This is a genomic window from Lentzea fradiae, from assembly GCF_900100955.1.
Classification (GTDB): domain Bacteria; phylum Actinomycetota; class Actinomycetes; order Mycobacteriales; family Pseudonocardiaceae; genus Lentzea; species Lentzea fradiae.
In genome coordinates this window covers 125471-146862 of record NZ_FNCC01000014.1, presented here as the reverse complement: position 1 = coordinate 146862, position 21392 = coordinate 125471, and the positions used below count along the sequence as shown (strand labels likewise).

The 21392-nt window shown below is 71.2% G+C and carries 23 protein-coding genes; 8 read left to right on the top strand and 15 right to left on the bottom strand.

Annotated elements, in window-relative coordinates; all coding sequences use genetic code 11:
- Positions 1-41: 41 nt before the first annotated feature.
- Together BLT23_RS30355 and BLT23_RS30350 are read right to left on the bottom strand one after the other, a co-directional pair.
- Complete coding sequence (locus tag BLT23_RS30355) at positions 42-518, bottom strand: LppU/SCO3897 family protein (protein ID WP_090055146.1); 477 nt, start codon at positions 516-518, stop codon at positions 42-44.
- A gap of 50 nt (positions 519-568) precedes the next feature.
- Complete coding sequence (locus BLT23_RS30350) at positions 569-1144, bottom strand: LppU/SCO3897 family protein (protein WP_090055143.1); 576 nt, start codon at positions 1142-1144, stop codon at positions 569-571.
- Between the two features lie 140 nt (positions 1145-1284).
- On the opposite strand from BLT23_RS30350, the gene BLT23_RS30345 reads away from it, so the two are divergent.
- Entirely contained in the window at positions 1285-2925 is a 1641-nt protein-coding gene (locus BLT23_RS30345) for a DNA repair helicase XPB (RefSeq protein WP_090055140.1), read from the top strand.
- A complete protein-coding gene (locus tag BLT23_RS30340) occupies positions 2922-3362 on the top strand; it encodes a hypothetical protein (protein ID WP_090055137.1) in 441 nt (146 codons plus the stop codon). Before BLT23_RS30345 ends, BLT23_RS30340 begins: the two co-directional genes overlap by 4 nt.
- Here the strand turns inward: BLT23_RS30340 and BLT23_RS30335 are convergent.
- Complete coding sequence (locus BLT23_RS30335; protein WP_090055134.1) at positions 3352-4797, bottom strand: trypsin-like serine protease; 1446 nt, start codon at positions 4795-4797, stop codon at positions 3352-3354. The genes BLT23_RS30340 and BLT23_RS30335 overlap by 11 nt on opposite strands.
- Positions 4798-4926: 129 nt before the next feature.
- Here BLT23_RS30335 and BLT23_RS30330 point away from each other — a divergent pair, with 129 nt between their 5' ends.
- Genes BLT23_RS30330 through BLT23_RS30315 form a run of 4 tightly spaced genes read left to right on the top strand, consistent with a single transcriptional unit; the run spans position 4927 to position 8433 of the window.
- Positions 4927-5607 (top strand): response regulator transcription factor, encoded by a 681-nt coding sequence (locus BLT23_RS30330; protein ID WP_090055132.1) that lies wholly within the window; start codon positions 4927-4929, stop codon positions 5605-5607.
- The gene (locus BLT23_RS30325; protein ID WP_090055129.1) at positions 5604-6983 is read left to right on the top strand and encodes an ATP-binding protein; all 1380 of its coding nucleotides are present in this window, start codon (positions 5604-5606) and stop codon (positions 6981-6983) included. The genes BLT23_RS30330 and BLT23_RS30325 overlap by 4 nt, the downstream gene beginning before the upstream one ends.
- Positions 6980-7498, top strand: a complete 519-nt coding sequence (locus BLT23_RS30320; protein ID WP_090055126.1) for a GerMN domain-containing protein — start codon at positions 6980-6982, stop codon at positions 7496-7498. Before BLT23_RS30325 ends, BLT23_RS30320 begins: the two co-directional genes overlap by 4 nt.
- A gap of 8 nt (positions 7499-7506) precedes the next feature.
- A complete protein-coding gene (locus BLT23_RS30315; RefSeq protein WP_090055122.1) occupies positions 7507-8433 on the top strand; it encodes an o-succinylbenzoate synthase in 927 nt (308 codons plus the stop codon).
- On the opposite strand, the gene BLT23_RS30310 is transcribed toward BLT23_RS30315, so the two are convergent.
- The 9 genes from BLT23_RS30310 to BLT23_RS30270 all read right to left on the bottom strand — a co-directional run bounded on the left by BLT23_RS30310 (position 8423) and on the right by BLT23_RS30270 (position 17571).
- Positions 8423-9028, bottom strand: coding sequence for a Uma2 family endonuclease (locus BLT23_RS30310; protein ID WP_090055119.1), 606 nt, complete (start codon positions 9026-9028; stop codon positions 8423-8425). The two genes, BLT23_RS30315 and BLT23_RS30310, sit on opposite strands and share 11 nt — an antisense overlap.
- A gap of 115 nt (positions 9029-9143) precedes the next feature.
- Positions 9144-10259, bottom strand: a complete 1116-nt coding sequence (locus tag BLT23_RS30305; protein ID WP_218133939.1) for a CapA family protein — start codon at positions 10257-10259, stop codon at positions 9144-9146.
- On the bottom strand, positions 10256-10852 hold the full coding sequence (locus BLT23_RS30300; RefSeq protein ID WP_090055115.1) for an SRPBCC family protein: 597 nt from the start codon (positions 10850-10852) through the stop codon (positions 10256-10258). The genes BLT23_RS30305 and BLT23_RS30300 overlap by 4 nt, the downstream gene beginning before the upstream one ends.
- The gene (locus tag BLT23_RS30295) at positions 10849-11673 is read right to left on the bottom strand and encodes an FAD binding domain-containing protein (RefSeq protein WP_090055113.1); all 825 of its coding nucleotides are present in this window, start codon (positions 11671-11673) and stop codon (positions 10849-10851) included. Before BLT23_RS30295 ends, BLT23_RS30300 begins: the two co-directional genes overlap by 4 nt.
- A complete protein-coding gene (locus BLT23_RS30290; RefSeq protein ID WP_090055110.1) occupies positions 11670-14096 on the bottom strand; it encodes a xanthine dehydrogenase family protein molybdopterin-binding subunit in 2427 nt (808 codons plus the stop codon). The genes BLT23_RS30295 and BLT23_RS30290 overlap by 4 nt, the downstream gene beginning before the upstream one ends.
- A complete protein-coding gene (locus BLT23_RS30285; RefSeq protein WP_090055107.1) occupies positions 14093-14608 on the bottom strand; it encodes a (2Fe-2S)-binding protein in 516 nt (171 codons plus the stop codon). The genes BLT23_RS30290 and BLT23_RS30285 overlap by 4 nt, the downstream gene beginning before the upstream one ends.
- Before the next feature lie 77 nt (positions 14609-14685).
- A complete protein-coding gene (locus BLT23_RS30280) occupies positions 14686-15777 on the bottom strand; it encodes an XdhC family protein (RefSeq protein WP_090055106.1) in 1092 nt (363 codons plus the stop codon).
- On the bottom strand, positions 15770-16744 hold the full coding sequence (locus BLT23_RS30275) for a vWA domain-containing protein (RefSeq protein WP_090055104.1): 975 nt from the start codon (positions 16742-16744) through the stop codon (positions 15770-15772). The genes BLT23_RS30280 and BLT23_RS30275 overlap by 8 nt, the downstream gene beginning before the upstream one ends.
- Positions 16741-17571 carry an AAA family ATPase gene (locus BLT23_RS30270; protein WP_090055101.1) on the bottom strand — a complete coding sequence of 277 codons (831 nt, stop codon included), beginning with the start codon at positions 17569-17571 and terminating at the stop codon, positions 16741-16743. Before BLT23_RS30270 ends, BLT23_RS30275 begins: the two co-directional genes overlap by 4 nt.
- Positions 17572-17600: 29 nt before the next feature.
- Here BLT23_RS30270 and BLT23_RS30265 point away from each other — a divergent pair, with 29 nt between their 5' ends.
- Both BLT23_RS30265 and BLT23_RS30260 read left to right on the top strand, forming a co-directional pair.
- Positions 17601-17984, top strand: coding sequence for a VOC family protein (locus BLT23_RS30265; RefSeq protein ID WP_090055098.1), 384 nt, complete (start codon positions 17601-17603; stop codon positions 17982-17984).
- Between the two features lie 84 nt (positions 17985-18068).
- Positions 18069-18299 (top strand): PspC domain-containing protein, encoded by a 231-nt coding sequence (locus BLT23_RS30260; protein ID WP_090055096.1) that lies wholly within the window; start codon positions 18069-18071, stop codon positions 18297-18299.
- A 12-nt stretch (positions 18300-18311) separates the two neighbouring features.
- Here BLT23_RS30260 and BLT23_RS30255 read toward each other — a convergent pair whose 3' ends face one another.
- The 3 genes from BLT23_RS30255 to BLT23_RS30245 are packed head-to-tail and all read right to left on the bottom strand — an operon-like array spanning position 18312 to position 21390.
- On the bottom strand, positions 18312-19679 hold the full coding sequence (locus tag BLT23_RS30255; RefSeq protein WP_090055093.1) for a beta-N-acetylhexosaminidase: 1368 nt from the start codon (positions 19677-19679) through the stop codon (positions 18312-18314).
- Complete coding sequence (locus tag BLT23_RS30250; RefSeq protein WP_090055091.1) at positions 19676-20509, bottom strand: carbohydrate ABC transporter permease; 834 nt, start codon at positions 20507-20509, stop codon at positions 19676-19678. The genes BLT23_RS30255 and BLT23_RS30250 overlap by 4 nt, the downstream gene beginning before the upstream one ends.
- Positions 20506-21390, bottom strand: a complete 885-nt coding sequence (locus BLT23_RS30245; RefSeq protein WP_090055088.1) for a carbohydrate ABC transporter permease — start codon at positions 21388-21390, stop codon at positions 20506-20508. Before BLT23_RS30245 ends, BLT23_RS30250 begins: the two co-directional genes overlap by 4 nt.
- Positions 21391-21392: the final 2 nt, after the last annotated feature.

Here is a 21392-nt window from a genome sequence, read left to right as displayed (position 1 = left end):
GACCCGTGCGCGCGTGGGCGTTCGCGGGAAGACCGGAGTGGCTACCGGTCGGCGCGCTGCAGGCAGAAGGTGACGGCGGGCTCGGGGAAGATCGCGGCGTGGCCGCTGCCGCACCGGGCGCCGTTGGTCGTGCCGGTGACGACGCTCGCGACCCGGACCGAGTCCTTGGTGCCGCAGTCGACCTCGGTGATGCCGGTCCGCGGGTCCTGGCCGTAGCAGTGGCCCTGCACGAAGTTCGGCATCAGGCACAGCGTGGACTCGCCCGTGTACTTCGAGTACTCCATGCCACCGGTCGGGCAGCCGCTCTCGTTCCAGCCCAGGACCTTGGCGATCTTGACGTTCGCGTGCTCGGACGAGCAGTCGACGGCCTGGTAGTGCGGGTTGTCGGCCACGCCGGTGATGCGGGCGCAGTCGCCGACCTTCGCGGAGTCCGCCACCTCGCCCAGCTGGTGCACCACGAACGCACCCAGCAGGACGAGAGCCAGCACGGCGGCGACACCCAGGCCGACCTTCTTCATGGCCTGGGTATCGGCAAAGGCTTGGGGTGAACTCAACCGAGTTCACCCGATCAGGACCCTTCGTGCACGCCCATGCAGTAGACGGACGCGGGCTCGCTGAACCGCAGCTCGCTCGACCCCTCCGGGCACACCGAGCCCTCCTCCGGCAGGCCGTCGACCTTCTTCACGATCTTGACCGGTGACTCGGTGGTGCACGCCTCCTTCTTGAAGGCGCCGTCGTCGCCCGCGGTGTAGCAGTTGCCCTCCGCGAGGTTCGGCATGAGGCACAGCGACTCGCCGCCGGACTGGACCGGCTCGTAGATCCCCTCGTCGGGGCACGGTTCCTCGACGCTGCCGAGCACCTTGGCGACCCGGTGCGTCGCGGCCGTGTCCCCGCAGCTCTGCGACGAGATGTTCCAGTCGCCGTCGGGCCTGTCCACGTCCTCGGGCGACGCGCTGACGCAGTCGCCGACGCTGATGCCGTTGAGCGCCGTGAACGCCCACACGCCACCGCCGACCAGCACGACCGCCAGCACGCCGACGACCACGAACTTCAGCCAGCTGTTCTTCTGGGGCGACTCGCCGGTGCCGGTGTCCACGGCGGCCTCGGCCCTGGTCTCGTCCGGACCAGTCGACTCGGTGCTCATGGGCCTGAAAGTACGACACCCGGTGTGGGCTTCGTGTGTCGGCTCACACATCTCGTCACCGAACGCTGCCCGCGGCTCACCGAACGCGAGCCCGTGACGTCACCCGACCTGCGTTTGGCGTCGTCGGGGACACTGGGGACGTGACCGATGGCCCCTTGATCGTCCAGTCGGACAAGACGCTGCTGCTCGAGGTCGACCACCCGCTCGCCGACGAAGCGCGCACGTCCATCGCGCCTTTCGCCGAGCTGGAGCGGGCTCCCGAGCACGTGCACACCTACCGCGTGACGCCGCTGGCGCTGTGGAACGCGCGTGCCGCCGGGCACGACGCCGAGCAGGTGGTGGACGCGCTGGTGCGGTTCAGCCGCTACCCGGTGCCGCAGCCGCTGCTGGTGGACGTGGTCGACACGATGGGCCGCTTCGGCAGGCTGGTGCTGACCAACAACCCCGCCCACGGCCTGGTCCTGCACACCAACGACCGCGCGGTGCTGGAGGAGGTGCTGCGCAACAAGAAGATCGCGCCGATGTTCGGGGCGCGGATCGACGACGACACGATCGTCGTGCACCCCAGCGAGCGTGGACGGCTCAAGCAGCTGCTGCTCAAGGTCGGCTGGCCCGCGGAGGACCACGCCGGGTACGTCGACGGCGAGGCGCACCCCATCGAGCTGGCCGAGGACGGCTGGAAGCTGCGCGACTACCAGCGGCTCGCCGCCCAGGCGTTCTGGGCGGGCGGCAGCGGCGTCGTCGTGCTGCCCTGCGGCGCGGGCAAGACGCTCGTCGGCGCGGCGGCGATGGCGGAGGCTCAGGCGACGACGCTGATCCTCGTCACGAACACCGTGGCGGGACGGCAGTGGAAGCGCGAGCTGATCGCGCGCACCAGCCTCACCGAGGAGGAGATCGGCGAGTACTCGGGCGAGCGCAAGGAGATCCGGCCGGTCACGATCGCGACCTACCAGGTGATCACCCGCAAGTCGAAGGGCGAGTACAAGCACCTGGAGCTGTTCGACTCGCGCGACTGGGGCCTGATCGTCTACGACGAGGTGCACCTGCTGCCCGCGCCGGTGTTCCGGATGACGGCCGACCTGCAGAGCCGCCGCCGGCTGGGCCTGACCGCGACCCTGGTGCGCGAGGACGGCCAGGAGGGCGACGTCTTCTCGTTGATCGGCCCGAAGCGCTACGACGTGCCGTGGCGCGACATCGAGGCGCAGGGCTGGATCGCGCCCGCCGAGTGCACCGAGGTCAGGGTGACGCTCACCGACAACGAGCGGCTCCAGTACGCGACGGCCGAGCCGGAGGAGCGCTACAAGCTCTGCTCGACCGCGCGGACCAAGCTCCCGGTGGTGCGGCGGGTGCTGGACCGGCACCCCGACGAGCCCGCGCTCGTGATCGGCGCCTACCTCGACCAGCTCGACGAGCTCGGTGAGGAGCTCGGCGCGCCGGTGATCAAGGGCTCGACCAAGAACAAGGAGCGCGAGGAGCTCTTCGACAGGTTCCGCAAGGGCGAGCTGCGCACGCTGGTCGTCTCCAAGGTCGCGAACTTCTCCATCGACCTGCCGGAGGCGTCCGTCGCGGTCCAGGTGTCCGGCACGTTCGGGTCGCGCCAGGAGGAGGCGCAGCGGCTCGGCAGGCTGCTGCGGCCCAAGGGCGACGGCAGGCAGGCGCACTTCTACTCGGTCGTCGCCCGCGACACGCTCGACACCGACTACGCCGCCCACCGGCAGCGGTTCCTGGCGGAGCAGGGGTACGCCTACAAGATCGTCGACGCGGACGACCTGGTCGGATGACCCCCACCTGGTGGATGTGGAACCCGGCGACCGGTGCCCCCGCCCGCCGGTTCCGGTTCCGCTCGGAGGCGGCGCTCGCGCGGTCCGCGCCGGACACCGACGTGGTCAGGTCCGGTGACTTCACCTGCCCGGTGCAGCGCCGCCGCGCCGCGGCCGCGCGGTCCGACCTGCTGGCCGTGACCGGCGACCCGGCGCGGGTGGCGCTGGTCGAGCGGCGGCTGTGGACGCTGCTGGTGGCGCTGCGCCGGTCCCAGCCACTGCGGGACGCCCTGGCCACCGCCGTCCCCAAGCCGGGACGGGCGGCGCTCGTGGCGGAGCCGTCCCGCGAGCTGGCGGAGCTCGACCGGCGCTTCGACCGGTTCGCGGCGGCGCTGCGGGTCCTCGTCGCGGACCCGACCCCGGAGCAGCTGCGGCACACGGCCGCCCTCAGCGACTGAGGTGCCGCACCTGCTGGCCGTAACGGAGGCCCTGCCGCACCGTCACCGTGCCGTCTTTCGCGACCTCGCACGGGTTGTTCGCGGTGCACTCCTCGCCGCTGTCGTTGCCGGTGCTGTGCACGCCCACGACCGTGACGCCGTCGCGCAGCACGATCGGTGAGCCGGACGCGCCGTGCGACGGCTGGCACGCCGAGTCGTACCGGTAGGCGTTGTCCTGCGTGTAGCCCTCCTCGCGCAGGTGCGGCACGACGGCCTCGATCGTGCACTCGAAACGCTTGCCGCTGCCCGCCGAGACGACGTCGACGCGCTCGCCCGGCCGGGCGGACCGGTTCGCGAGCCGGAAGATCTTCACGCCCTTGGCCGCGAGCTGCGCGTAGGTCTGGTCGAGCCGGAAGAGCGCGGTGTCCGTGCCGGACATGGTCGCCTCGACGAGCCTGGTCGTCCTGGCCTTGGCCTGGAGGTAGCCGCGGCGGTCGCCGATGGTCACCGCGAGGTCGGAGGGGACGTCCCGCAGGGTCTCGCCGGGTGCGGGCCGGTCCGGCACGCAGTGGCCGTTGGTGAGCAGCAGGGCGGGGTCGTCGTCCCTGGTCCTGTTCGTGCGCACGACGGAGGCGGAGCAGCCGCCGATCGACGCGGCGCCCTCCAGGTCCGGGACGGGCGTGTCCGGCGGGTTCAGGCGACCCGAGACGACGTCGCCGATCCAGCCCAGGTAGTGGTGCAGCTCCGTGTACATGACCGGCCGGTCGTCACCGCCGGACCCGCTCACCAGCCCGGCCATCACCCACCGGTCGCCGTCGCGGACGAGCGCGGGCCCGCCGGAGTCCATGTTGGTCGCGGCGACGCTGCCGTCCAGCGCACCGATGCACAGTTCGCGTTCGGCGATGATGCCGTCGCACGCCTCCACGGGCTGAACGACGGTGTCCGCCTCGCGCAGCTTCTGCGGGTAGCACTCGGGTTCACGCTCGGCGCAGGTCATGCCCCAGCCGATGATCCGCGCCGTCGTGCCCTCGGCCGTGCGCGCGGACGGCAGGGCGACGGGCGCGGCCTTCGCGGGCCTGCTCAGCTTCAGCAGGCCGATGTCGCCGTCCCAGACGGGATACCGCGTGTAGGTGATGAACCGCTCCACCTCGATCACCTCGCCGCCGCTGCCCGCGTCCGCCGACCCGAGCCGGACCGACCAGTCCTTCGGCCTGCCGACCACGGCGAGGCTGGGGTTGTTGATCGTGCAGTGGCCCGCGGTGACGGCCCAGCGCGGCGCGACGAGCGTGACGCCGCAGGTGTGGCCGTCCGCGCGCGGCGAGTCGGGTCGTTGCAGGGAACCGGAGAACGGGTAGGGCGCCGGTGCCTCGGTGCCGCCGCGGATCGCCAGTGCCGGGCTCACCGCGCCGGTCAGGGTGGCGGCGGCCAGAGCCGCCGTCAGGAGCACTTTTCGCATGTCCCACAGGCTTTCGAAGCCGTGTGCGCACCCGGTGATGATCGCGGCACAACTGCGCACGGACGGCCGTTACGCAACGATGACACCTCCCGCACGTCCTCATGAGACCCGTCCGGAAGGCTGGAGGTCATGCCGCGCGTACTGCTGATCGAGGACGACGAGGCGGTCCGCGAGGGACTGTCGCTCGCCCTGACCTACCAGGGGCACACCGTCGACGCGGTGCGCACCGGCGAGGAGGGGCTGGAGCTGCTGGCGAACGCCGCACCGGACGTCGTGGTGCTCGACCTGATGCTGCCCGGCGTCGACGGCTTCGAGGTGTGCAGGCGCATCCGCGCGTCCGGCGACCTCCCGATCATCATGCTGACCGCCCGCAACGACGACATCGACGTGGTCGCGGGCCTGGAGGCGGGCGCGGACGACTACGTGGCCAAACCCGCCCAGCCGCGCGTGCTCGAAGCCCGCATCCGCGCGGTGCTGCGCCGCGCCACCGGGTCCGTCACCGAGGTCGTCGCCGAACGCCACGGCGACCTGACGATCGACCGCGACGGCCTCGTCGTGAGCAGGCACGGACGGCCCGTCGCACTCGCGCCGACCGAGCTGCGGCTGCTGCTGGAGCTGTCCTCGTCACCGGGCCGCGTGATGTCGCGCCAGCAGCTCCTTCAGTCGGTCTGGGACCAGGGCTACCTCGGTGACTCGCGGCTGGTCGACGCCTGCGTGCAACGGCTCCGGTCGAAGATCGAGGACGACCCGGCGGCCCCCCGGTACGTGCAGACCGTCCGGGGCTTCGGCTACCGCTTCGGACCGCTGTGACGCTGCGCCTGCGGCTGCTGCTCGCGTTCGGGTTCCTCAGCATCGTCACGGCCGTGGCGGTGGCGGGCGCGGGCTACGTGCGCGCCCGCGACGCCATCGTGCAGCGCGCCCAGGACACCGCCGTCGTGGAGATCACGAACCGCGTCGAGGAGCTCTACCCGCTGTCCCCGCGACCACCGACGACCGCCGTCCTGGAACGCATCGCGGGTCGCGTGTCCGGCCGCACGGACGCGGCGATCGCCTACGGCAACGGCCAGTCCGCGGGCAGCATGAGCCCCGAGATGATCACGCCGGAGCTGCGCGCGCTGGTCGAGTCCGGCCGCGTCGGCTGGCAACGCGTGGCGCACGGGGACAGCGTGTGGCTCGTCGTGGGCATGCAGCTGCGGATCACGCCCACCGAGCCGTCCGGCATCGAGGTGTACGTGGTGCGGCCGTTCACCTCGGAGTCCGAGTTCGTCAGCGAGCTGGCGTTCAACGCGTGGCTGATCGGCAGCGCCGGGCTCCTCCTGGCCCTGGCACTGGGCTTCCTGGCGGCACGAGGCGTGCTGCGCCCCGTCCGGGCCCTGCAGCTCGCGGCCTGGAAACTCGGCCAAGGCGACCTCACCGCCCGCGTACCGGTACGCGGGCGCGACGAACTGGCTTCCGTCGCAACGACGTTCAACAGCACAGCGTCTTCCCTGGAACACCACGTAGGCCAACTACGGCGCATGGAAGCAGACGCCCGCCGCTTCGTCGCAGACGTCTCCCACGAACTGCGAACCCCCCTCGCCGCGATGACCGCGGTAACGGACGTGCTGGACGCCGAAACAGCCGCACTGCCCGGCGTGGCAGGCCAAGCCGCCCGCCTGGTGAACCGCGAGACCCAGAACCTGACCCGCCTGGTGAACGACCTGATCGAGGTGACCCGCTTCGACTCGGGCACAGCCGCCCTGGCACCCGACGACGTCGACGTGGCCGAGGTCGTGCTGTCGTGCCTGCGCCTGCGCGGCTACCTGACCAAGGTGACCGCGTCACTGCCCTCCGGCATCCGCGCCCGCCTCGACCCGCGCCGCCTGGACGTGATCGTCGCGAACCTCGTCGGCAACGCCCTGCGCCACGGCGCCCCACCCGTGCACGTGACGCTGTCCGTGGCGGACGGGCACGTCGTCATCAGGGTGGCCGACTCCGGCGAGGGCCTGCCCGACGAGGTCCTGCCCCACGTGTTCGCCCGGTTCTACAAGGCCGACTCGGCCCGCGGCCGGTCCGAGGGCAGCGGCCTCGGCCTGGCCATCGCCTGGGAGAACGCCCGCCTGCACGGCGGCACCCTGGACGCCGCCAACCGGCCGGAGGGCGGGGCCGTGTTCACGCTGCGGCTGCCGCTGGGAGGTGAGCTGTGAGGCCGAAACCTGTCGGTGGCGGCTGGGAGAATGGGAATCGGGGGGTCCCCGGCAGGAGGGGACCCCTGCGCGAGCTCGTCCTCGCGGCTCTCACCCTCGCCCTCGTCAGCGCGTGCGGCATCCGCCCCACCGACCCCATCCCCGGCCTCGAAGCCCCGACCGGCCCCGTCGAGAACACCGCGCCGGGACTGTTCTGGGTCCACGAGGGCGGGCTCGTCCGGGTGGCCCGGCCACCGGGCAGCCTGAGCGGGTACGACGTCATCGCCCTGCTCGCCCAGGGCCCGAACCAGGTCGAGCTGGACAGCGGGCTCACCACCGAGGTGCCGTTGGACGCCGCGCCCGCCACCGTCGACCGCGTCACGTCCGGGCTCGACGTGCGGTTGTCGACCGACGTCTCGCAGCTCAGCCCGGTCGCGGTGCGGCAGATCGTCTGCACGTTGCAGGGGCTCCTGCCGATCGGCGCGGTGAACTTGCAGGGTGGCGGGCATTCGCTGGATCTGCAGCAGTGCGATTGAATCGGCTCGTGCACGTCTACTCGATCCCGATGCGCGCCCGGTTCCGCGGCATCACCCGGCGCACCGGACTGCTCTTCGAGGGGCCGGCCGGCTGGGGTGAGTTCTGCCCGTTCGAGGAGTACGACGACGCCGAGTCCGCGGCGTGGCTCGCGTGTGCGCTGGAGGCGGCTCACGAGGGGTGGCCGGAGCCGGTGCGGACACGCATCCCGGTCAACTGCACGGTGCCGGTGGTGAGTCCGGAGAGGGCGCACGAGATCGTCGCGCGGTCGGGGTGTTCGACGGCCAAGGTGAAGGTCGCCGAGTCGACGCTGGCCGAGGACTGCGCCCGGCTCGAGGCCGTGCGGGACGCGTTGGGGCCGCGCGGGTTCGTGCGGGTCGACGCGAACATGATGTGGGACGTCGACACGGCCGTCACGGCGATCAGGGCGATGGACAAGGCCGCCGGCGGGCTCCAGTACGCCGAGCAGCCGTGCCGGACCTTGGACGAGCTGGCCGCGGTGCGCAGGAAGGCAGGCGTGCCGATCGCGGCGGACGAGTCGATCCGCAAGGCCGAGGACCCGGTGAAGGTGGCGGTGTCGGGGGCCGCGGACATCGCGGTGATCAAGGTGGCACCGCTCGGGGGCGTGCGGAAGGCGCTGGAGGTGGCCGAGGCGTGCGGGTTGCCGTGCGTGGTGTCGTCGGCGCTGGAGACGTCGGTCGGGATGGCGGCCGGGGTGGCGCTGGCGGCGGCGCTGCCGGAGCTGGAGTACGCCTGCGGGCTGGCGACGCTGCAACTGCTGGACGGGGACGTCACCAGCGACTCGCTCGTCCCGGTCGACGGGTACCTGCCGGTGCTCACCAAGGCGCCGGTGCCGGACAGGGCCGAGGAGTTCGAGAGCGGCGACCGGGCGTGGGTGGAGCGGTACGAACGGGTGCTGGCGCGAGTCAGTCGATGAGCCGGTCGACCTGGATCTTCAACGGGAACGGCCGGACGGCCTCGAAGATCCCCGTCTCCGCGGGTGCTTCCTGGTAGCCGAACGCTCCGGCGAGGTGCAGCGCCGCCAGCGAAACGGGCTCGTCGAGGTCGGCGATCCAGTAGAACGGGATCCCGGCGTCGGCGTACTCGTGACGCTTGGCGTGGTAGTCCACGCGGCGGGAGCTCGGCGACAACACCTCGACGACCAGGACGACTTCCGAAGCTTTGATGAGGCCGCCCTCGACCCTCTGCCGTTTGCGGGCACCGCGATGCACCACGACGAGGTCGGGACGCCGGACGAAACCGGGCTCGTCCGGCGGTACGAGCTCCAGGTCGACATCCACGTCGAGGATGACTTCCAGCTCGTCGGGCAGCTGACCCGCGAGCTGGGTCGCCAGGTTGAACCCGACGACGTTGTGGTCACCGAGAGGACTGGGAGACACGATCAGACGGCCTTCAACCAATTCCGTAAAGCCGTCTTCGGTCTCTCCGAGCGCGGCGTACTGAGCGACGGTCAAGCGACCTGTCGGAACAGCAGGCAGGCGCCGCGGCGACCTGTCAGGTAGTGCGGTCACTGCGTCTCCTTCCGTCTCAGCCACTTTCGCACATCTGAGCGAGCCCGAAGGGGCGCTGGTCCACCCGCACCGCGCGGACCAGCGACTTCGTCACGAAGTCCACGCTTTCGGGTGGTCAGGGTGTCGCCCGGACCAGGCCCTGCTGGTTCGCTCCCAGGCTGAACACCACGCCCTCGGTGCGCGCGATCGCCTCCGTCCGCCGCGCCGTCACGGGCACGCGGGTCAGGTCCACCAGCCGGATCGGCGGCCCCAGCTCGACCAGCGTGGGCGTGTAGGACGCCTCCACCGCGGTCCACCCGTCCGGGCCCTCCTCGAAGCGGAACCGCGCGATGGCGCCCTCCTCGGTGACGCCGCGGGGTTCCGCGTGGCGGGCGACCTCGTTGCCCAGGCCGTACGCGACCCACTTGGTGCCGATCTTCTCGAACGGCTGCACGACGTGGACGTGCGTGCCGATGATCAGGTCCAGCGCCGGGTCGGCCAGCAGCTGCCTGGCCAGTGCCTTCTGGTCGGGGGTGGCCTCGTGCTGGTACTCGTTGCCCCACTGGACGGACAGCACGACGACCTCGGCTCCGGCGGCACGGGCGGCGCGGGCGTCGGCGAGGATCTTGTCGGGGTCGATCTGGTTCGCGCGCCACGGGTCGGGCAGCGGGATGCCGTTGAAGCCGTAGGTGAACGACAGCTGGGCCACCTTCACGCCGTTGGCGTCCAGGAGCAGCGGTGTCGCGGCCTCTTCCGGCGAGCGGAACGAGCCGGTGTGCTTCAGGCCGGCGGCGTCCAGCGCGTCGAGGGTGGTCCCGATGGCGGAGACGCCGCGGTCGAGCGTGTGGTTCGACGCGGTCGAGCAGGAGTCGTAGCCGACGTCGGCGAGGCCGGTGGCGACCTCGGGCGGCGCCAGGAAGGCCGGGTAGCCGAAGAACGGGCCCTCCTTCGCCCCGAGCGGCACCTCCAGGTGGCACAGCGCCAGGTCGGCTTTCAGCGCCTCGCGGATGCCCTCGAACAGCGGCACGAAGTCACGACCGCCACCGCCGTCGGCGGTCGCCTGGTCGGTCAGGGCCGGGTGGATCAGGACGTCGCCGCCCGCGGCGAGTGTGAACGAGCGCGGCGGGGGCGGGCCGGACGACGTGGCCGGGACGGGGGCCGAGGTGGTGATGACCACCGGGGAGCCCGTGCACGCGGACAGGGCGAGACCGGTGGCCAGCGCGAGGGCCGGCCACCGGACCGGACGCCTCAGCGCTGCCGCCTGCGACGCAGGACCACTAAGAGCACAACGGCCAGCACCGCGCCCGCCACGGGGAGCGCGCGCTTCAGTACCGGTACGCCTGCGGTGTCGATCAGGTCGATCGGCTCGTCGGGAACGACGCGGAGATGCTGCTGTTGTGCCACCTCGTCAGGATCCCCGGATCCCAGCGTGCCCGCCAGGCATTCCGCGAACTGGTCGACGAGCTTGCCGCTGACCTCGGCGATCAGGCCGCGTCCCAGTTGGGCGGGACGGCCGGTGATCGCCAGGTCGGTCTCCACGTCGACGGTGTCGCCGACCTGGAAGGTCACGGTGGCGGACGCCGTGCCGTTGCCGCGGGCGTCCTTGCCGGACGCCTTGAGCACGGCGCGGCGCCGCACCGGGTCGATGTCGACGAACTCGCCGCTTCCCCGGTACAGCAGCTGCACCGGGCCGAGCTTCACCTTCACCTCCCCGCTGAACGTCTTGCCCTCGACCGAGGTCAGCGTGGCGCCGGGGAGGCACGGCGCGACCCGTTCGGGGTCGAGCAGCGCCTCCCACACCTCCTCGGCGGGGCCGGGTGAGGCGAACGAGTGCGTCAGCTTCATCCCGTGACCGCCGCCGTCAACGCACGGCCGGTGAGCACCCGTGCGAGGTTGTCCTTGTAGCCGTCACCGGACGACGCGCGCACGGCGGCCGACGAGATCGACTCGGCGGTGGCGGGTTGCCCGACCAGCGCCGACTCCACGTCCGCCGCGCGCACCGGCCCCGAGCCCACGTTGGTGAGCCCGATCCTGGCCGCGGTGATCGTGCCGTCACGCACCTGCACGGCCGCCGCGACGGCGACGATCGACCACGCCTGCGCGACCCGGTTGAGCTTCTCGTAGTGCGCGCTCCAGCCCGTGTGCTTGGGCACCCGCACGTCGACCAGGATCTCGTCGGGGGCCAGCGCGGTCGTGAAGTAGTCGACGAAGAAGTCCGCCGCGGGCACCTCGCGCCGCCCGCCGGGCCCGGCGATGATCATCACCGCGTCCAGCGCCAGCGCCGGTGCGAGCAGGTCACCGGCCGGGTCGGCGTGGCAGAGCGAGCCGCCGAACGTGCCGCGGTGGCGCACCTGCGGGTCGGCGACGGTGTCCGTGACCAGCTTCAGCAGCAACGCGTGGTCCTGGACCAAGTGGTCGCGCTGCACCTCGTAGTGCGTGGTCATGGCGCCGATCAGCAGCGAGTCGCCCTCGTCGCGGACGCCGGTCAGCTCGGTCAGGCCGCCGATGTCGATCAACGCCGTGGGTGCGGCGAGCCGCATCCGCAGCACCGGCACGAGCGACTGCCCGCCCGCGAGGACCTTGGCGTCCTCGCCCTCCTCCGCGAGCATCCGCACGGCTTCGTCCACAGTGGACGGCACCAGGTACTTGAACTCCGCCGGGATCACTCCTGACCTCCCTGCGCGTCGATGGAACCGAGACCGCCCGCCGCCACGTCGCCGGAGCCGGGGTCGCCGCGGCCCTGCAACGCGGTCCACACGCGTTCCGGCGACATCGGCATCTCGATGTCCCGCACGCCCAGGTGCCGCACGGCGTCGAGCACGCTGTTGACCACCGCCGGGGTCGAGGCGATCGTGCCCGCCTCGCCGACTCCCTTGGCGCCCAACGGGTTGGACGTCGCCGGGGTGGTGGTGCGGTCGGTGATGAACGACGGCAGGTCGGCCGCGCTCGGCACGAGGTAGTCGGCGAGCGTCGCCGACGTGAGCGTGCCCATCTCGTCGTGCGTGGCCTCCTCGTAGAGGGCCTGCGCGATGCCCTGGGCGAGGCCGCCGTGCACCTGCCCGTCCACGATCAACGGGTTCATGACGGTGCCGACGTCGTCCACGGCCACGTACCGGATGATCTTGACCAGGCCGGTCTCGGTGTCGACTTCCGTCGCGCACAGATGGGTTCCGTGCGGGTACGAGAAGTTGTCCGGGTCGAACGTGGCGTCGGCGTCGAGGCCGGGTTCCATGCCCTCCGGCAGGTCGTGCGCCACGTGCGCGGCCAGCACGACGTCGCCCAGGGACCGCGAGGTCGACGTGCCGCGCACGGAGAACGCGCCGGACGCGAACTCCACGTCCGTCTCGTCGCACTCCATCATGTGCGCGGCCAGCGTCTTCGCCTTGGCGAGGACCTTGTCCGCCGCGTGCACCAGCGCGGTGCCGCCGACGGCCAGCGAGCGCGAGCCGTAGCTGTCCATGCCCTTGTGCGACGTCGCCGTGTCGCCGTGCAGCACCTCGACGTCCTCGAACGGCACGCCGAGCTTGTCCGCGACGATCTGCGACCACACCGTCTCGTGGCCCTGCCCGTGCGGCGACGTCCCGGTGATCACCTCGACCTTGCCGGTGGGCAGCATCCGGATCGACGCGGTCTCCCAGCCACCGGCGCCGTAGCGCAGAGCGCCCAGCACGCGGGACGGCGCGAGGCCGCACATCTCGGTGAACGTGGAGATCCCGATGCCGATCTGGAACGGCGACCCGTCGGCCCGGCGCCGTGCCTGTTCCTCACGCAGCCCGTCGTAGTCGAAGAGCTCCATCGCGCGCGCCGTCGCGGCCTCGTAGTTGCCGGAGTCGTAGGTGAGCCCGGCGACCGTGGTGAACGGGAACTCCTCGTGCTTGATCCAGTTCAGCTCGCGGACCTTCATCGGGTCCATGCCGAGCTCGACGGCCAGCTCGTCCATCATCCGCTCGATCGCGAACGTCGCCTCGGGCCGACCGGCGCCGCGGTACGCGTCCGTCGGCACCTTGTTCGTGAACACGTTGGTGCACACGAACCGGTAGGCGGCGAACTTGTAGATCGCGTTGAACATGAACGCGCCGAGGATCGGCACGCCCGGCGTGACCAGGCGCAGGTACGCGCCCATGTCGGCGAGCAGCTCGACCTTGAGGCCGGTGACCGTGCCGTCGCGGCGAGCCGCGAGGGTGATCTTCTGGAGCTGGTCGCGGCCGTGGTGCGCGGAGAGCATCGACTCGGTGCGCGTCTCCGTCCACTTCACCGGGCGGCCCATCCTGCGCGCGACGAGCAGGCACAGCAGCTCCTCCGGCGTGACCTGGAGCTTGCCGCCGAAGCCGCCGCCGACGTCCGGTGCGATGACGCGGATCTTGTGCTCGGCGATGCCGGTGACCGCGGAGAGCATCCAGCGCAGGATGTGCGGGATCTGCGTGGCCGACCAGACGGTGAACATGCCGGCGGCCGGGTCGACGACGACCGAGCGGGGTTCCATGAACGCCGGGATCAGCCGCTGCTGCCGGAACGTCCGCTCGACCACGACCTCGGCGGAGGCGATCTCGTCCTCGACGTCCGTGCCGCTGCCCGCCTCGGCGGAGTCGTAGACCCACGTCGCGCTCTTGTTCGTGCCCAGGTCCTCGTGCACCAGGTCGTTGTCCCGCACGGCTTCTTCGAGGTCCAGCACGACGGGCAGCTCGTCGTAGTCGACGTCGATCTCCGACAGCGCGTCCGCCGCGTGGTACGCGCTGTCGGCGATCACCAGCGCCACGGCCTCACCGGCGAAGTTGACCCTGTCGACGGCCAGTGCGGGCGCGGCCGGCGCTTTCATGTCCTCGGTGATCGGCCACGCGCAGGGCAGCGAGCCCTGTTCGGCCGCGAGGTCCTCGCCGGTCAGCACGAGCGCCACGCCGGGCATCGCGGTCGCGCGGCTGACGTCGACGTTCGTGATGCGGGCGTGCGCGACAGGGCTGCGCAGGACCGCCATGTGCAGCATCCCGGTGAGCTGGAGGTTGTCGGTCCACCTGGTCTGCCCGGTGATCAGCCGGGTGTCCTCCTTGCGGAGCCGGGCCTTGCCGATCTCGGGTTCTGCGGTCGCGGTCATTCGCCACCTACCGCGTGCGGGGTCCGCTGCTCGATCTCCGGCCCGGCACCGGGCTTCATCCGCTGCGCGGCGTCCTGCACGGCGCGGACGATGTTCTGGTAGCCCGTGCACCGGCAGAGGTTGCCCTCGAGGCCCTTGCGCACGGTCTCGTCGTCGGGGTCCGGTTCGTCGGCCAGCAGGTCGATCGCCTGCATGATCATGCCCGGCGTGCAGAAACCGCACTGCAGGGCGTGGTTGCTGTGGAACGCCTGCTGCACCGGGTGCAGCTTGCCGTCCCTCGCGAGACCTTCGATCGTGGTGATCTCACGGCCGTTCGCCTGCACGGCGAACAGCGAGCAGGACTTGATGCTGTGGCCGTCCAGGTGCACCGTGCAGGCACCGCAGTTGCCGGTGTCGCAGCCGACGACGGTGCCGGTCTTGCCGAGGCGCTCGCGCAGGTAGTGCACGAGCAGCAAGCGGGGCTCGACCTCGTCGGCGTACGTGACTCCGTCGACGTTGACCGAGATGTGCATGAACCCTCCCAGTGGTGGGTGATCATGTGACGAGGGCCACTACAGCCTCCTCTCTGTTTGCCTGTTCAACAACCCGATCAGTGGTGTATCGGTTCACCAAGATCGACCAGCCGTCGCCCGGATCCCTTCCAGCGCAACGCGATGATCTCGGCGGCGATCGACACCGCCGTCTCCTCCGGGGTCCTCGCGCCGAGGTCCAGGCCGATCGGCGAGGCCAGGCGGGCCAGCTCGGACTCGCTCACGCCCGCTTCCCGCAGCCGGCGCGTCCGGTCGTCGTGCGTGCGGCGCGACCCCATCGCCCCGATGTAGCCGACCTTCAGCCGCAACGCGACCTCCAGCAGCGGCACGTCGAACTTCGGGTCGTGCGTCAGAACGGCGATGACCGTGCGTTCGTCGAGCTTGGCCGCCTCGCGCTCCAGGTACCGGTGCGGCCAGTCCACGACGACCTCGTCGGCCTCGGGGAAGCGGGACTTCGTCGCGAACACCGGCCGCGCGTCGCACACCGTCACGCGGTAGCCGAGGAACGCGCCGAGCCGTGCCATCGCGGCGGCGAAGTCGATCGCCCCGAACACCAGCATCCGCGGCGGCGGCTCGAACGAGTTCACGAACACGCTCAGGCCCTCGCCGCGCCGCTGGCCGTCCGGCCCGTACCGGAGCACGCCGCTGCGGCCCGACGCCAGCATGCCGCGGGCGTCGTCGGTGACGGCGTCGTCGATGCGCGCCGAGCCCAGGGTGCCGTCCCGCCGGTCCGGCCAGATCACCAGCCGCCGCCCGATGCCGTCCGGGTGCTCGATGACGGTCGCCACGGCCACCGGCTCCTCGGCGCGGACCGTCTCCACGACCTCGGTGAGCTGCGGGAACGACTCGGCGTCGATCTTCTCCACGAAGATGTCGATGATCCCGCCGCACGTCAGGCCCACGGAGAACGCGTCGTCGTCGCTCACCCCGTAGCGCTGTAAGACAGGTTCGTCGGTGTTCTGCGCGAGGTCGTAGACGGCTCCCTCGACGCATCCGCCGGACACGCTGCCGACCGCTTCCCCGTCCCGCGTCACGAGCATCGCCGCCCCCGCGGGCCGGGGTGCCGAGCTGAACGTCGCGACGACGGTGCCGACACCGACCGTCTCTCCGTTCGCCACGCGGTCCGCGAGGTCGAACAGGACATCACGCATTGCGCACTACCTCCAGCAGTTCTTCCAACGCGTGCACGCTGTGCCCCGCGACCATCACGTCCACGTGCGGCAGTGCCGCCACCACTCCACTTTGCACCGGCCGGTAGCCGGGCTTGCCCGCGTGCGGGTTGGCCCAGACGACCTTGTGGCTCGTCCGCCGCAGCCGCGCCAGCTCGGTCGCGAGCAGGCTCGGGTCGCCGCGTTCCCAGCCGTCGCTGAACAGCACGACGACCGCGCCGCGCTGGCGCCACCGCTGGTTGAACCACCGCAGCCCCTCGCCGAGCCGGGTGCCGCCCTCGAAGTCGGGGATCGCCCGTCCCGCCGCGCGCAGCGCCCGTTCCGGGTCGCGTTCCTGGAGCTGCCGGGTGACCCTGGTGAGCCGGGTGCCGATCGTGCGGACCTCGGTGGGCACCGCGCGGGCGACGACGTGCGCGAACCGCAGCAACGCGTCGGAGTAGGCGGCCATCGAGCCGGACACGTCGATCAGCAGCACGAGCCGCCGCGCCTTCTCACCCCGGCGGCGGTGCCGCGGCAGGGCGATCTCGCCGCCGGTCGCGATCATCGCGCGCACCGTGCGGGCGAGGTCGAGCCGTCCCCGCCGGGCCCTGCGCAGCCTGCGCGACCGGCGGCGCGGCGGGAGCGGGCGCAGGCGGGCGATGAGCGGTGCCGCGTCGAACTCGGAGATGTCCTTGTGCTTGAGCACCTCCACGTCGGACGCGGCGACGCCGACGGTGAACGAGTCGAGCTCGACCTCCGTGCGCGGGCGGGGCGGGGTGCCGCCGAAGTACGCGCGGAACGCGGCGTCGTAGCGCGGCAGGTCGTCGGGGTCGGCGCACAGCGTGAGGCGTCCCGCCCAGTACAGGTCGACGTGCTCGGCGGCCCGCAGGAACGCCTGGACCCGGTCGGGCCCGCACCGCAGCCCGGCGCCCCGCAGGACGCGGGTGAACCCGACGCACGCCTCCGTCATCCCACGATTGTGCTCCCGATCACGCGTTCCGCGTCCTCCCGGTATTTGAGGACGGCGCCGAGGGTCGACGCGTCCGGCTCCGTGCGGCCGAGGGCCTGCAACGCCCTGGCCCAGTCGAGGGACTCCGCGACGCCCGGCGGTTTCAGCAGGTCGAGGCCGCGCATCCGCTGGACGGCCTCCGCGACCCGCTGCGCGAGCCGGTCGTCCAGACCGGGCAGGGTGCGGCGCAAAATCGCCACCTCGCGGTCGGGCGACGGGTGCTCCAGCCAGTGGTAGAGGCAGCGGCGCTTCAACGCGTCGTGCACCTCCCGGGTCCGGTTCGACGTCAGCACCGCGAGCGGCGGCGTGGCGGCCCTGATCTCGCCGAACTCGGGGATGCTGACGGCGTTCTCGGACAGCACCTCCAGCAGGAACGCCTCGAACTCGTCGTCCGCCCGGTCGACCTCGTCGACGAGCAGCACGCACGGCGCCTTCTCCAGCGCTTGCAGCAGCGGCCGGGCCAGCAGGAACCGTCGCGTGTAGAGGGACGCCTCGTCCACCTCGCCGCGGGTCTCCAGCACGCGCAGGTGCATGAGCTGCCGCGGGTAGTCCCAGTCGTAGAGGGCCTGCGTGGCGTCGATGCCCTCGTGGCACTGGAGGCGGACCAGCGGCACGTCCAGCGCCTTGGCGAGGGCCAGCGCGAGCGACGTCTTGCCGGTGCCGGGCTCGCCTTCGAGGAACAGCGGCCGTCCCATCCTGACCGCGAGGAACGCGGCCGTGGCGACGCCGCCGTCCGGCAGGTACCCGGCGCGGTCGAGCGCCGAAGCCAGCTCCTCCGGTGACTCCATGCGGCTCAGCCTACGACTACCGTGGGCTCATGGGGTCGATCAGGAAAGTGCAGATCACGTTCGACTGCGAGGAGCCGGGGCTCGTCGCCCGGTTCTGGTCGGAGGTGCTGGGCTACGACGCCCCGCCGGAGACCGACGGCTCGTGGTCGGCGTGCGGCGACCCCACCGGTGAGGGCCCGCGGTTCTTCTTCCAGCGCGTGCCCGAGGGCAAGGCGGTGAAGAACCGGGTCCACGTCGACGTGCGGGTGGGCACCGGTCTGACCGGGGCCGAGCGTCTCGCCGCCTTGCAGGCCGAACGCGCCCGGCTGGAGGCGATCGGCGCGGTGTGCGTGCGCGTGATGGAGGCCGACGAGGAGAACGAGTCGTGCATCGTCATGCAGGACGTCGAGGGCAACGAGTTCTGCCTCGACTGACCCCTGAGGCGCTCCGCGGGGTTCAGGGTCGGGTTCGGGGTGGTCACCGATGTGCGGGCGTCTCGTTTCGACGACTCTTGAGCCATGACGACGAACGCGTTCGACCAAGCCACCGACCAGGTCAAGAAGCTCCGCCGCAGCCGTCACGACAAGATGCTCGCGGGCGTCTGCGGCGGTGTCGCCAAGATGATCGGTGTCGACGCCGCGATCCTGCGGATCATCCTGGTGGCGGCGACGCTGCTCGGGTTCGGCACCGGAGCCGTCCTCTACGTCGCCGCCTGGATCCTCATGCCCGAGGAAGAGCCGGCCGTGTGATCTCCGGGTATGTCACCGTGGGAAACCAGGAACACCGGGGAGCAGCTGCCACGGGTGGGGTCCGGTGAGGGGCCGGTACTCCACCCCCAGCGCGTCGAGCCGCGGCAGGTGGTGCTCCCGCAGCCGTTCCACGAAGCCGGGGTCCTTCTCCGCCGGTGACCAGACGACCTCGGCGAACGCGGCCAGCCGCGGGAACGCCGCGTAGTCCACCCGCCGGGCCGAGTCGAGGTGCTCGGTCCAGATGTTCGCCTGAGCGCCCAGCAACCGTCCCGGCTCGTCGCCGGTGACCTCGGCGGGCACCGGCTCCCACGCGTAGACATCCTCCAGCGTGGTGACCGTCCCGACCGGGATCGGCTCGCCGGGCGAGTCCGACTGCCGGTAGTCGAGGTACACGAACTCCTCCGGGCACATCACCACGTCGTGCCCCTCGCGCAACGCCGTGACGCCGCCCTCGACACCGCGCCAGGACGCCACGACCGTGCCCGCGGGCAGCGGTCCCGAGTCGAGGACCTCGTCCCACCCGTACGGGCGCCTTCCGTTGCGCACCAGGTGTTTCGCGATGGCCCTGACGATCTCGCCGTCGTGGCCGGGCGCCTCGTCACCGCCGAGTCCGATGAACTCGGCCGGGAAGACGTCCATCAGCTCGTCGAACACGTTCCGGTAGAAGTCCACTGTGGACTCCTCCGTGTTGAGCACGCGTTCGTTGATGCCCCAGTCCGTCCACACGCCGCCGCCGTGCACACCCAGCTCGGGGTACGCCGCGATGGCCGCCTGCGAGTGGCCGGGGACGTCGATCTCCGGGACGACGGTGATGTGCCGCGCCCGCGCGTACTCGACGATCTCCCGCAGGTCTTCCTGCGGGTAGAAACCGCCGTGCGGCCGCCCGGTCATCCCGCCGGAGCGCCGGTCGCCGAACCGCGAGTCCTCCCGCCACGACCCGACCTCGGTGAGCTTCGGGTAGCGCTTGCACTCGAAGCGCCAGCCCTGGTCGTCGGTGAGGTGCAGGTGCAGGACGTTCAGCTTGTGCGCGGACAGCAGCTCGACGTACCGCAGCACCTCCCGTTTGGGCAGGAAGTGCCGTGCCACGTCGAGCATCACGCCGCGCCAGGCGAACCGCGGGTGGTCGACCACCTCGCAGGCCGGGATGACGGACGGCTTCTCGCCCGCCGCGCGGAACGCCTGCGGCCCCAGCAGCTGCCGCAGCGTCTGCAAGGCGTTCATCTCGCCCTCGGCGTCGTGCGCCTCGATGAGCACGCCGTCGTCGGAGGAGATCAGCCGGTAGCCGCCGGGTGGGCCGTCGACGAGGACCGTCTCCCAGCCCCGGTACTCGCAGAGCCGCCCACCATCCACATAGGACACGGGTCGGGGAAGCAGGTTCATCCCTTCACCGCCCCGGCGAGACCGGACACGAGCCGGCGTTGCACGAGCACGAAGAAGATGAGCACAGGGATGGTCATCAGGGTGGAGCCCGCCATGATCGCGCCCCAATCGTTCTGGTCTGGTTTGACGAACACCTGGAGAGCCAGCGGCAGGGTCTGGTTCTCCACGGCCGAGATGATGAACGTCTTGGCGAACAGGAAGTCGTTCCAAGCGTGGATGAACGACAGCACGCTCGTCGCCACCAGGCCGGGCGCGACGAGCGGGAACAGCACCTGCCACAGGAACCGGAACCGCGAGGCGCCGTCCAGGGTGGCGGCCTCCTCCAGCTCCAGGGGCACCGCGGCGACGAAGCCCCGCAGCATCCAGATCGCGAACGGCAGGCTGAACGCGAGGTGCACCAGCACGAGCGAGCCGAGGTGGTTCAGGCCGAACACCGGCACCGAGTCACCCACGGACCGCATCAGGAAGAACAGCGGCACGGTCAACGCCTCGACCGGCACCATCTGCACGACCAGCAACATGATCAGCAACGTCGTGCGGCTGCGGAACCGGAAGCGGGTCAGCGCGGTCGCCGCGAGGAACGAGATCAGGATGCTCAGCGCCACCACGATCACCGCGACGACGATGCTGTTCACGAAGTAGCGCCCGAAGTTCGCGACGGTCAGCGCCCGCGTGAAGCTGTCGAGCGTCGGCCGGGTCGTCCACGGCACCGGGTCGGCCGAGATGATCTCGTCCTCCGGCTTGAACGCGGACAGCACCATCCAGAACAGCGGAAACGCCACGACGGCGGCGACGACGAGGACGAAGACCTCGGTGACCCAGCGCCTCACAGGACCTCCCCCGACCGCCGCAGCGCGCGGAGGTAGAACATCGTGATCCCCAGCAGCAGCACGGTCATCACGACACCGATCGCCGCGCCCAGCCCGTACTCCGACGCCGCGAACGCCTGCTGGTAGGCGTAGACGTTGAGCACGAGGTTGCGCCCGGCTATGCCACCGCCGTTGGTCATCACGTAGATCTGCGTGAACACCTTGAAGTCCCAGATGATCGACTGGATCGTGACGACGAGGATGATCGGCCGCAGCAACGGCAGCGTGACGCTCCACGCCGTGCGGAACGCCGACGCGCCGTCCAGCGCGGCGGCCTCCAGCACCTCGCCGGGGATCGCCTTGATGCCCGCGTAGAGCGTCACCATGACGAACGGGAACGAGCACCAGATCACCTGGGCCGCCACGAGCCCGAACGCCGTCCACTTGTCGTAGGTCCAGGAGAAGCCCTGGATGCCCAGCACCTCGTTGACGAGACCGAAGTTCGCGTCGAACAGGAAGAGCCAGATCGTCGACCCGGCGACGGCGGGCGTGGACCACGCGCCGAGCGCCGCCAGGAACAACGTCATCCGCACCCAGGTGCGCACCCGCGTCGCGAGGATCGCGAGGAACGCGCCCACCAGCAACGTGCCGACCACGCAGACCGCCGCGAACGCGACGGTCTGCCCGAGCACGGTCCAGAACTGCCGGTCTCCCAGCAGCGCCTGGTAGTTCCCGAGACCGAGGAAGGTGAGCGGCGCGCCGCCGCTCACCTGCTCCTGGCCGTAGTCGTAGAGCGAGATGAGCACCAGCTGGTAGATCGGGTAGGCCAGCAGGCCCCCGAGCACCAGCAGCGCTGGAGCCAGGTAGGCGAACGCGGTCCGCCCCTGGCCTTTAGCGGTCATGC

Excerpts from the sequence above, each read along its gene's own strand:
- BLT23_RS30355 (WP_090055146.1), bottom strand. The coding sequence starts at position 518 with ATGAAGAAGGTCGGCCTGGGTGTCGCCGCCGTGCTGGCTCTCGTCCTG.
- BLT23_RS30350 (WP_090055143.1), bottom strand. The coding sequence starts at position 1,144 with ATGAGCACCGAGTCGACTGGTCCGGACGAGACCAGGGCCGAGGCCGCC.
- BLT23_RS30340 (WP_090055137.1), top strand. The coding sequence starts at position 2,922 with ATGACCCCCACCTGGTGGATGTGGAACCCGGCGACCGGTGCCCCCGCC.
- BLT23_RS30335 (WP_090055134.1), bottom strand. The coding sequence starts at position 4,797 with ATGCGAAAAGTGCTCCTGACGGCGGCTCTGGCCGCCGCCACCCTGACC.
- BLT23_RS30330 (WP_090055132.1), top strand. The coding sequence starts at position 4,927 with ATGCCGCGCGTACTGCTGATCGAGGACGACGAGGCGGTCCGCGAGGGA.
- BLT23_RS30300 (WP_090055115.1), bottom strand. The coding sequence starts at position 10,852 with ATGAAGCTGACGCACTCGTTCGCCTCACCCGGCCCCGCCGAGGAGGTG.
- BLT23_RS30290 (WP_090055110.1), bottom strand. The coding sequence starts at position 14,096 with ATGACCGCGACCGCAGAACCCGAGATCGGCAAGGCCCGGCTCCGCAAG.
- BLT23_RS30285 (WP_090055107.1), bottom strand. The coding sequence starts at position 14,608 with ATGCACATCTCGGTCAACGTCGACGGAGTCACGTACGCCGACGAGGTC.
- BLT23_RS30280 (WP_090055106.1), bottom strand. The coding sequence starts at position 15,777 with ATGCGTGATGTCCTGTTCGACCTCGCGGACCGCGTGGCGAACGGAGAG.
- BLT23_RS30275 (WP_090055104.1), bottom strand. The coding sequence starts at position 16,744 with ATGACGGAGGCGTGCGTCGGGTTCACCCGCGTCCTGCGGGGCGCCGGG.
- BLT23_RS30270 (WP_090055101.1), bottom strand. The coding sequence starts at position 17,571 with ATGGAGTCACCGGAGGAGCTGGCTTCGGCGCTCGACCGCGCCGGGTAC.
- BLT23_RS30265 (WP_090055098.1), top strand. The coding sequence starts at position 17,601 with ATGGGGTCGATCAGGAAAGTGCAGATCACGTTCGACTGCGAGGAGCCG.
- BLT23_RS30260 (WP_090055096.1), top strand. The coding sequence starts at position 18,069 with ATGACGACGAACGCGTTCGACCAAGCCACCGACCAGGTCAAGAAGCTC.
- BLT23_RS30255 (WP_090055093.1), bottom strand. The coding sequence starts at position 19,679 with ATGAACCTGCTTCCCCGACCCGTGTCCTATGTGGATGGTGGGCGGCTC.
- BLT23_RS30245 (WP_090055088.1), bottom strand. The coding sequence starts at position 21,390 with ATGACCGCTAAAGGCCAGGGGCGGACCGCGTTCGCCTACCTGGCTCCA.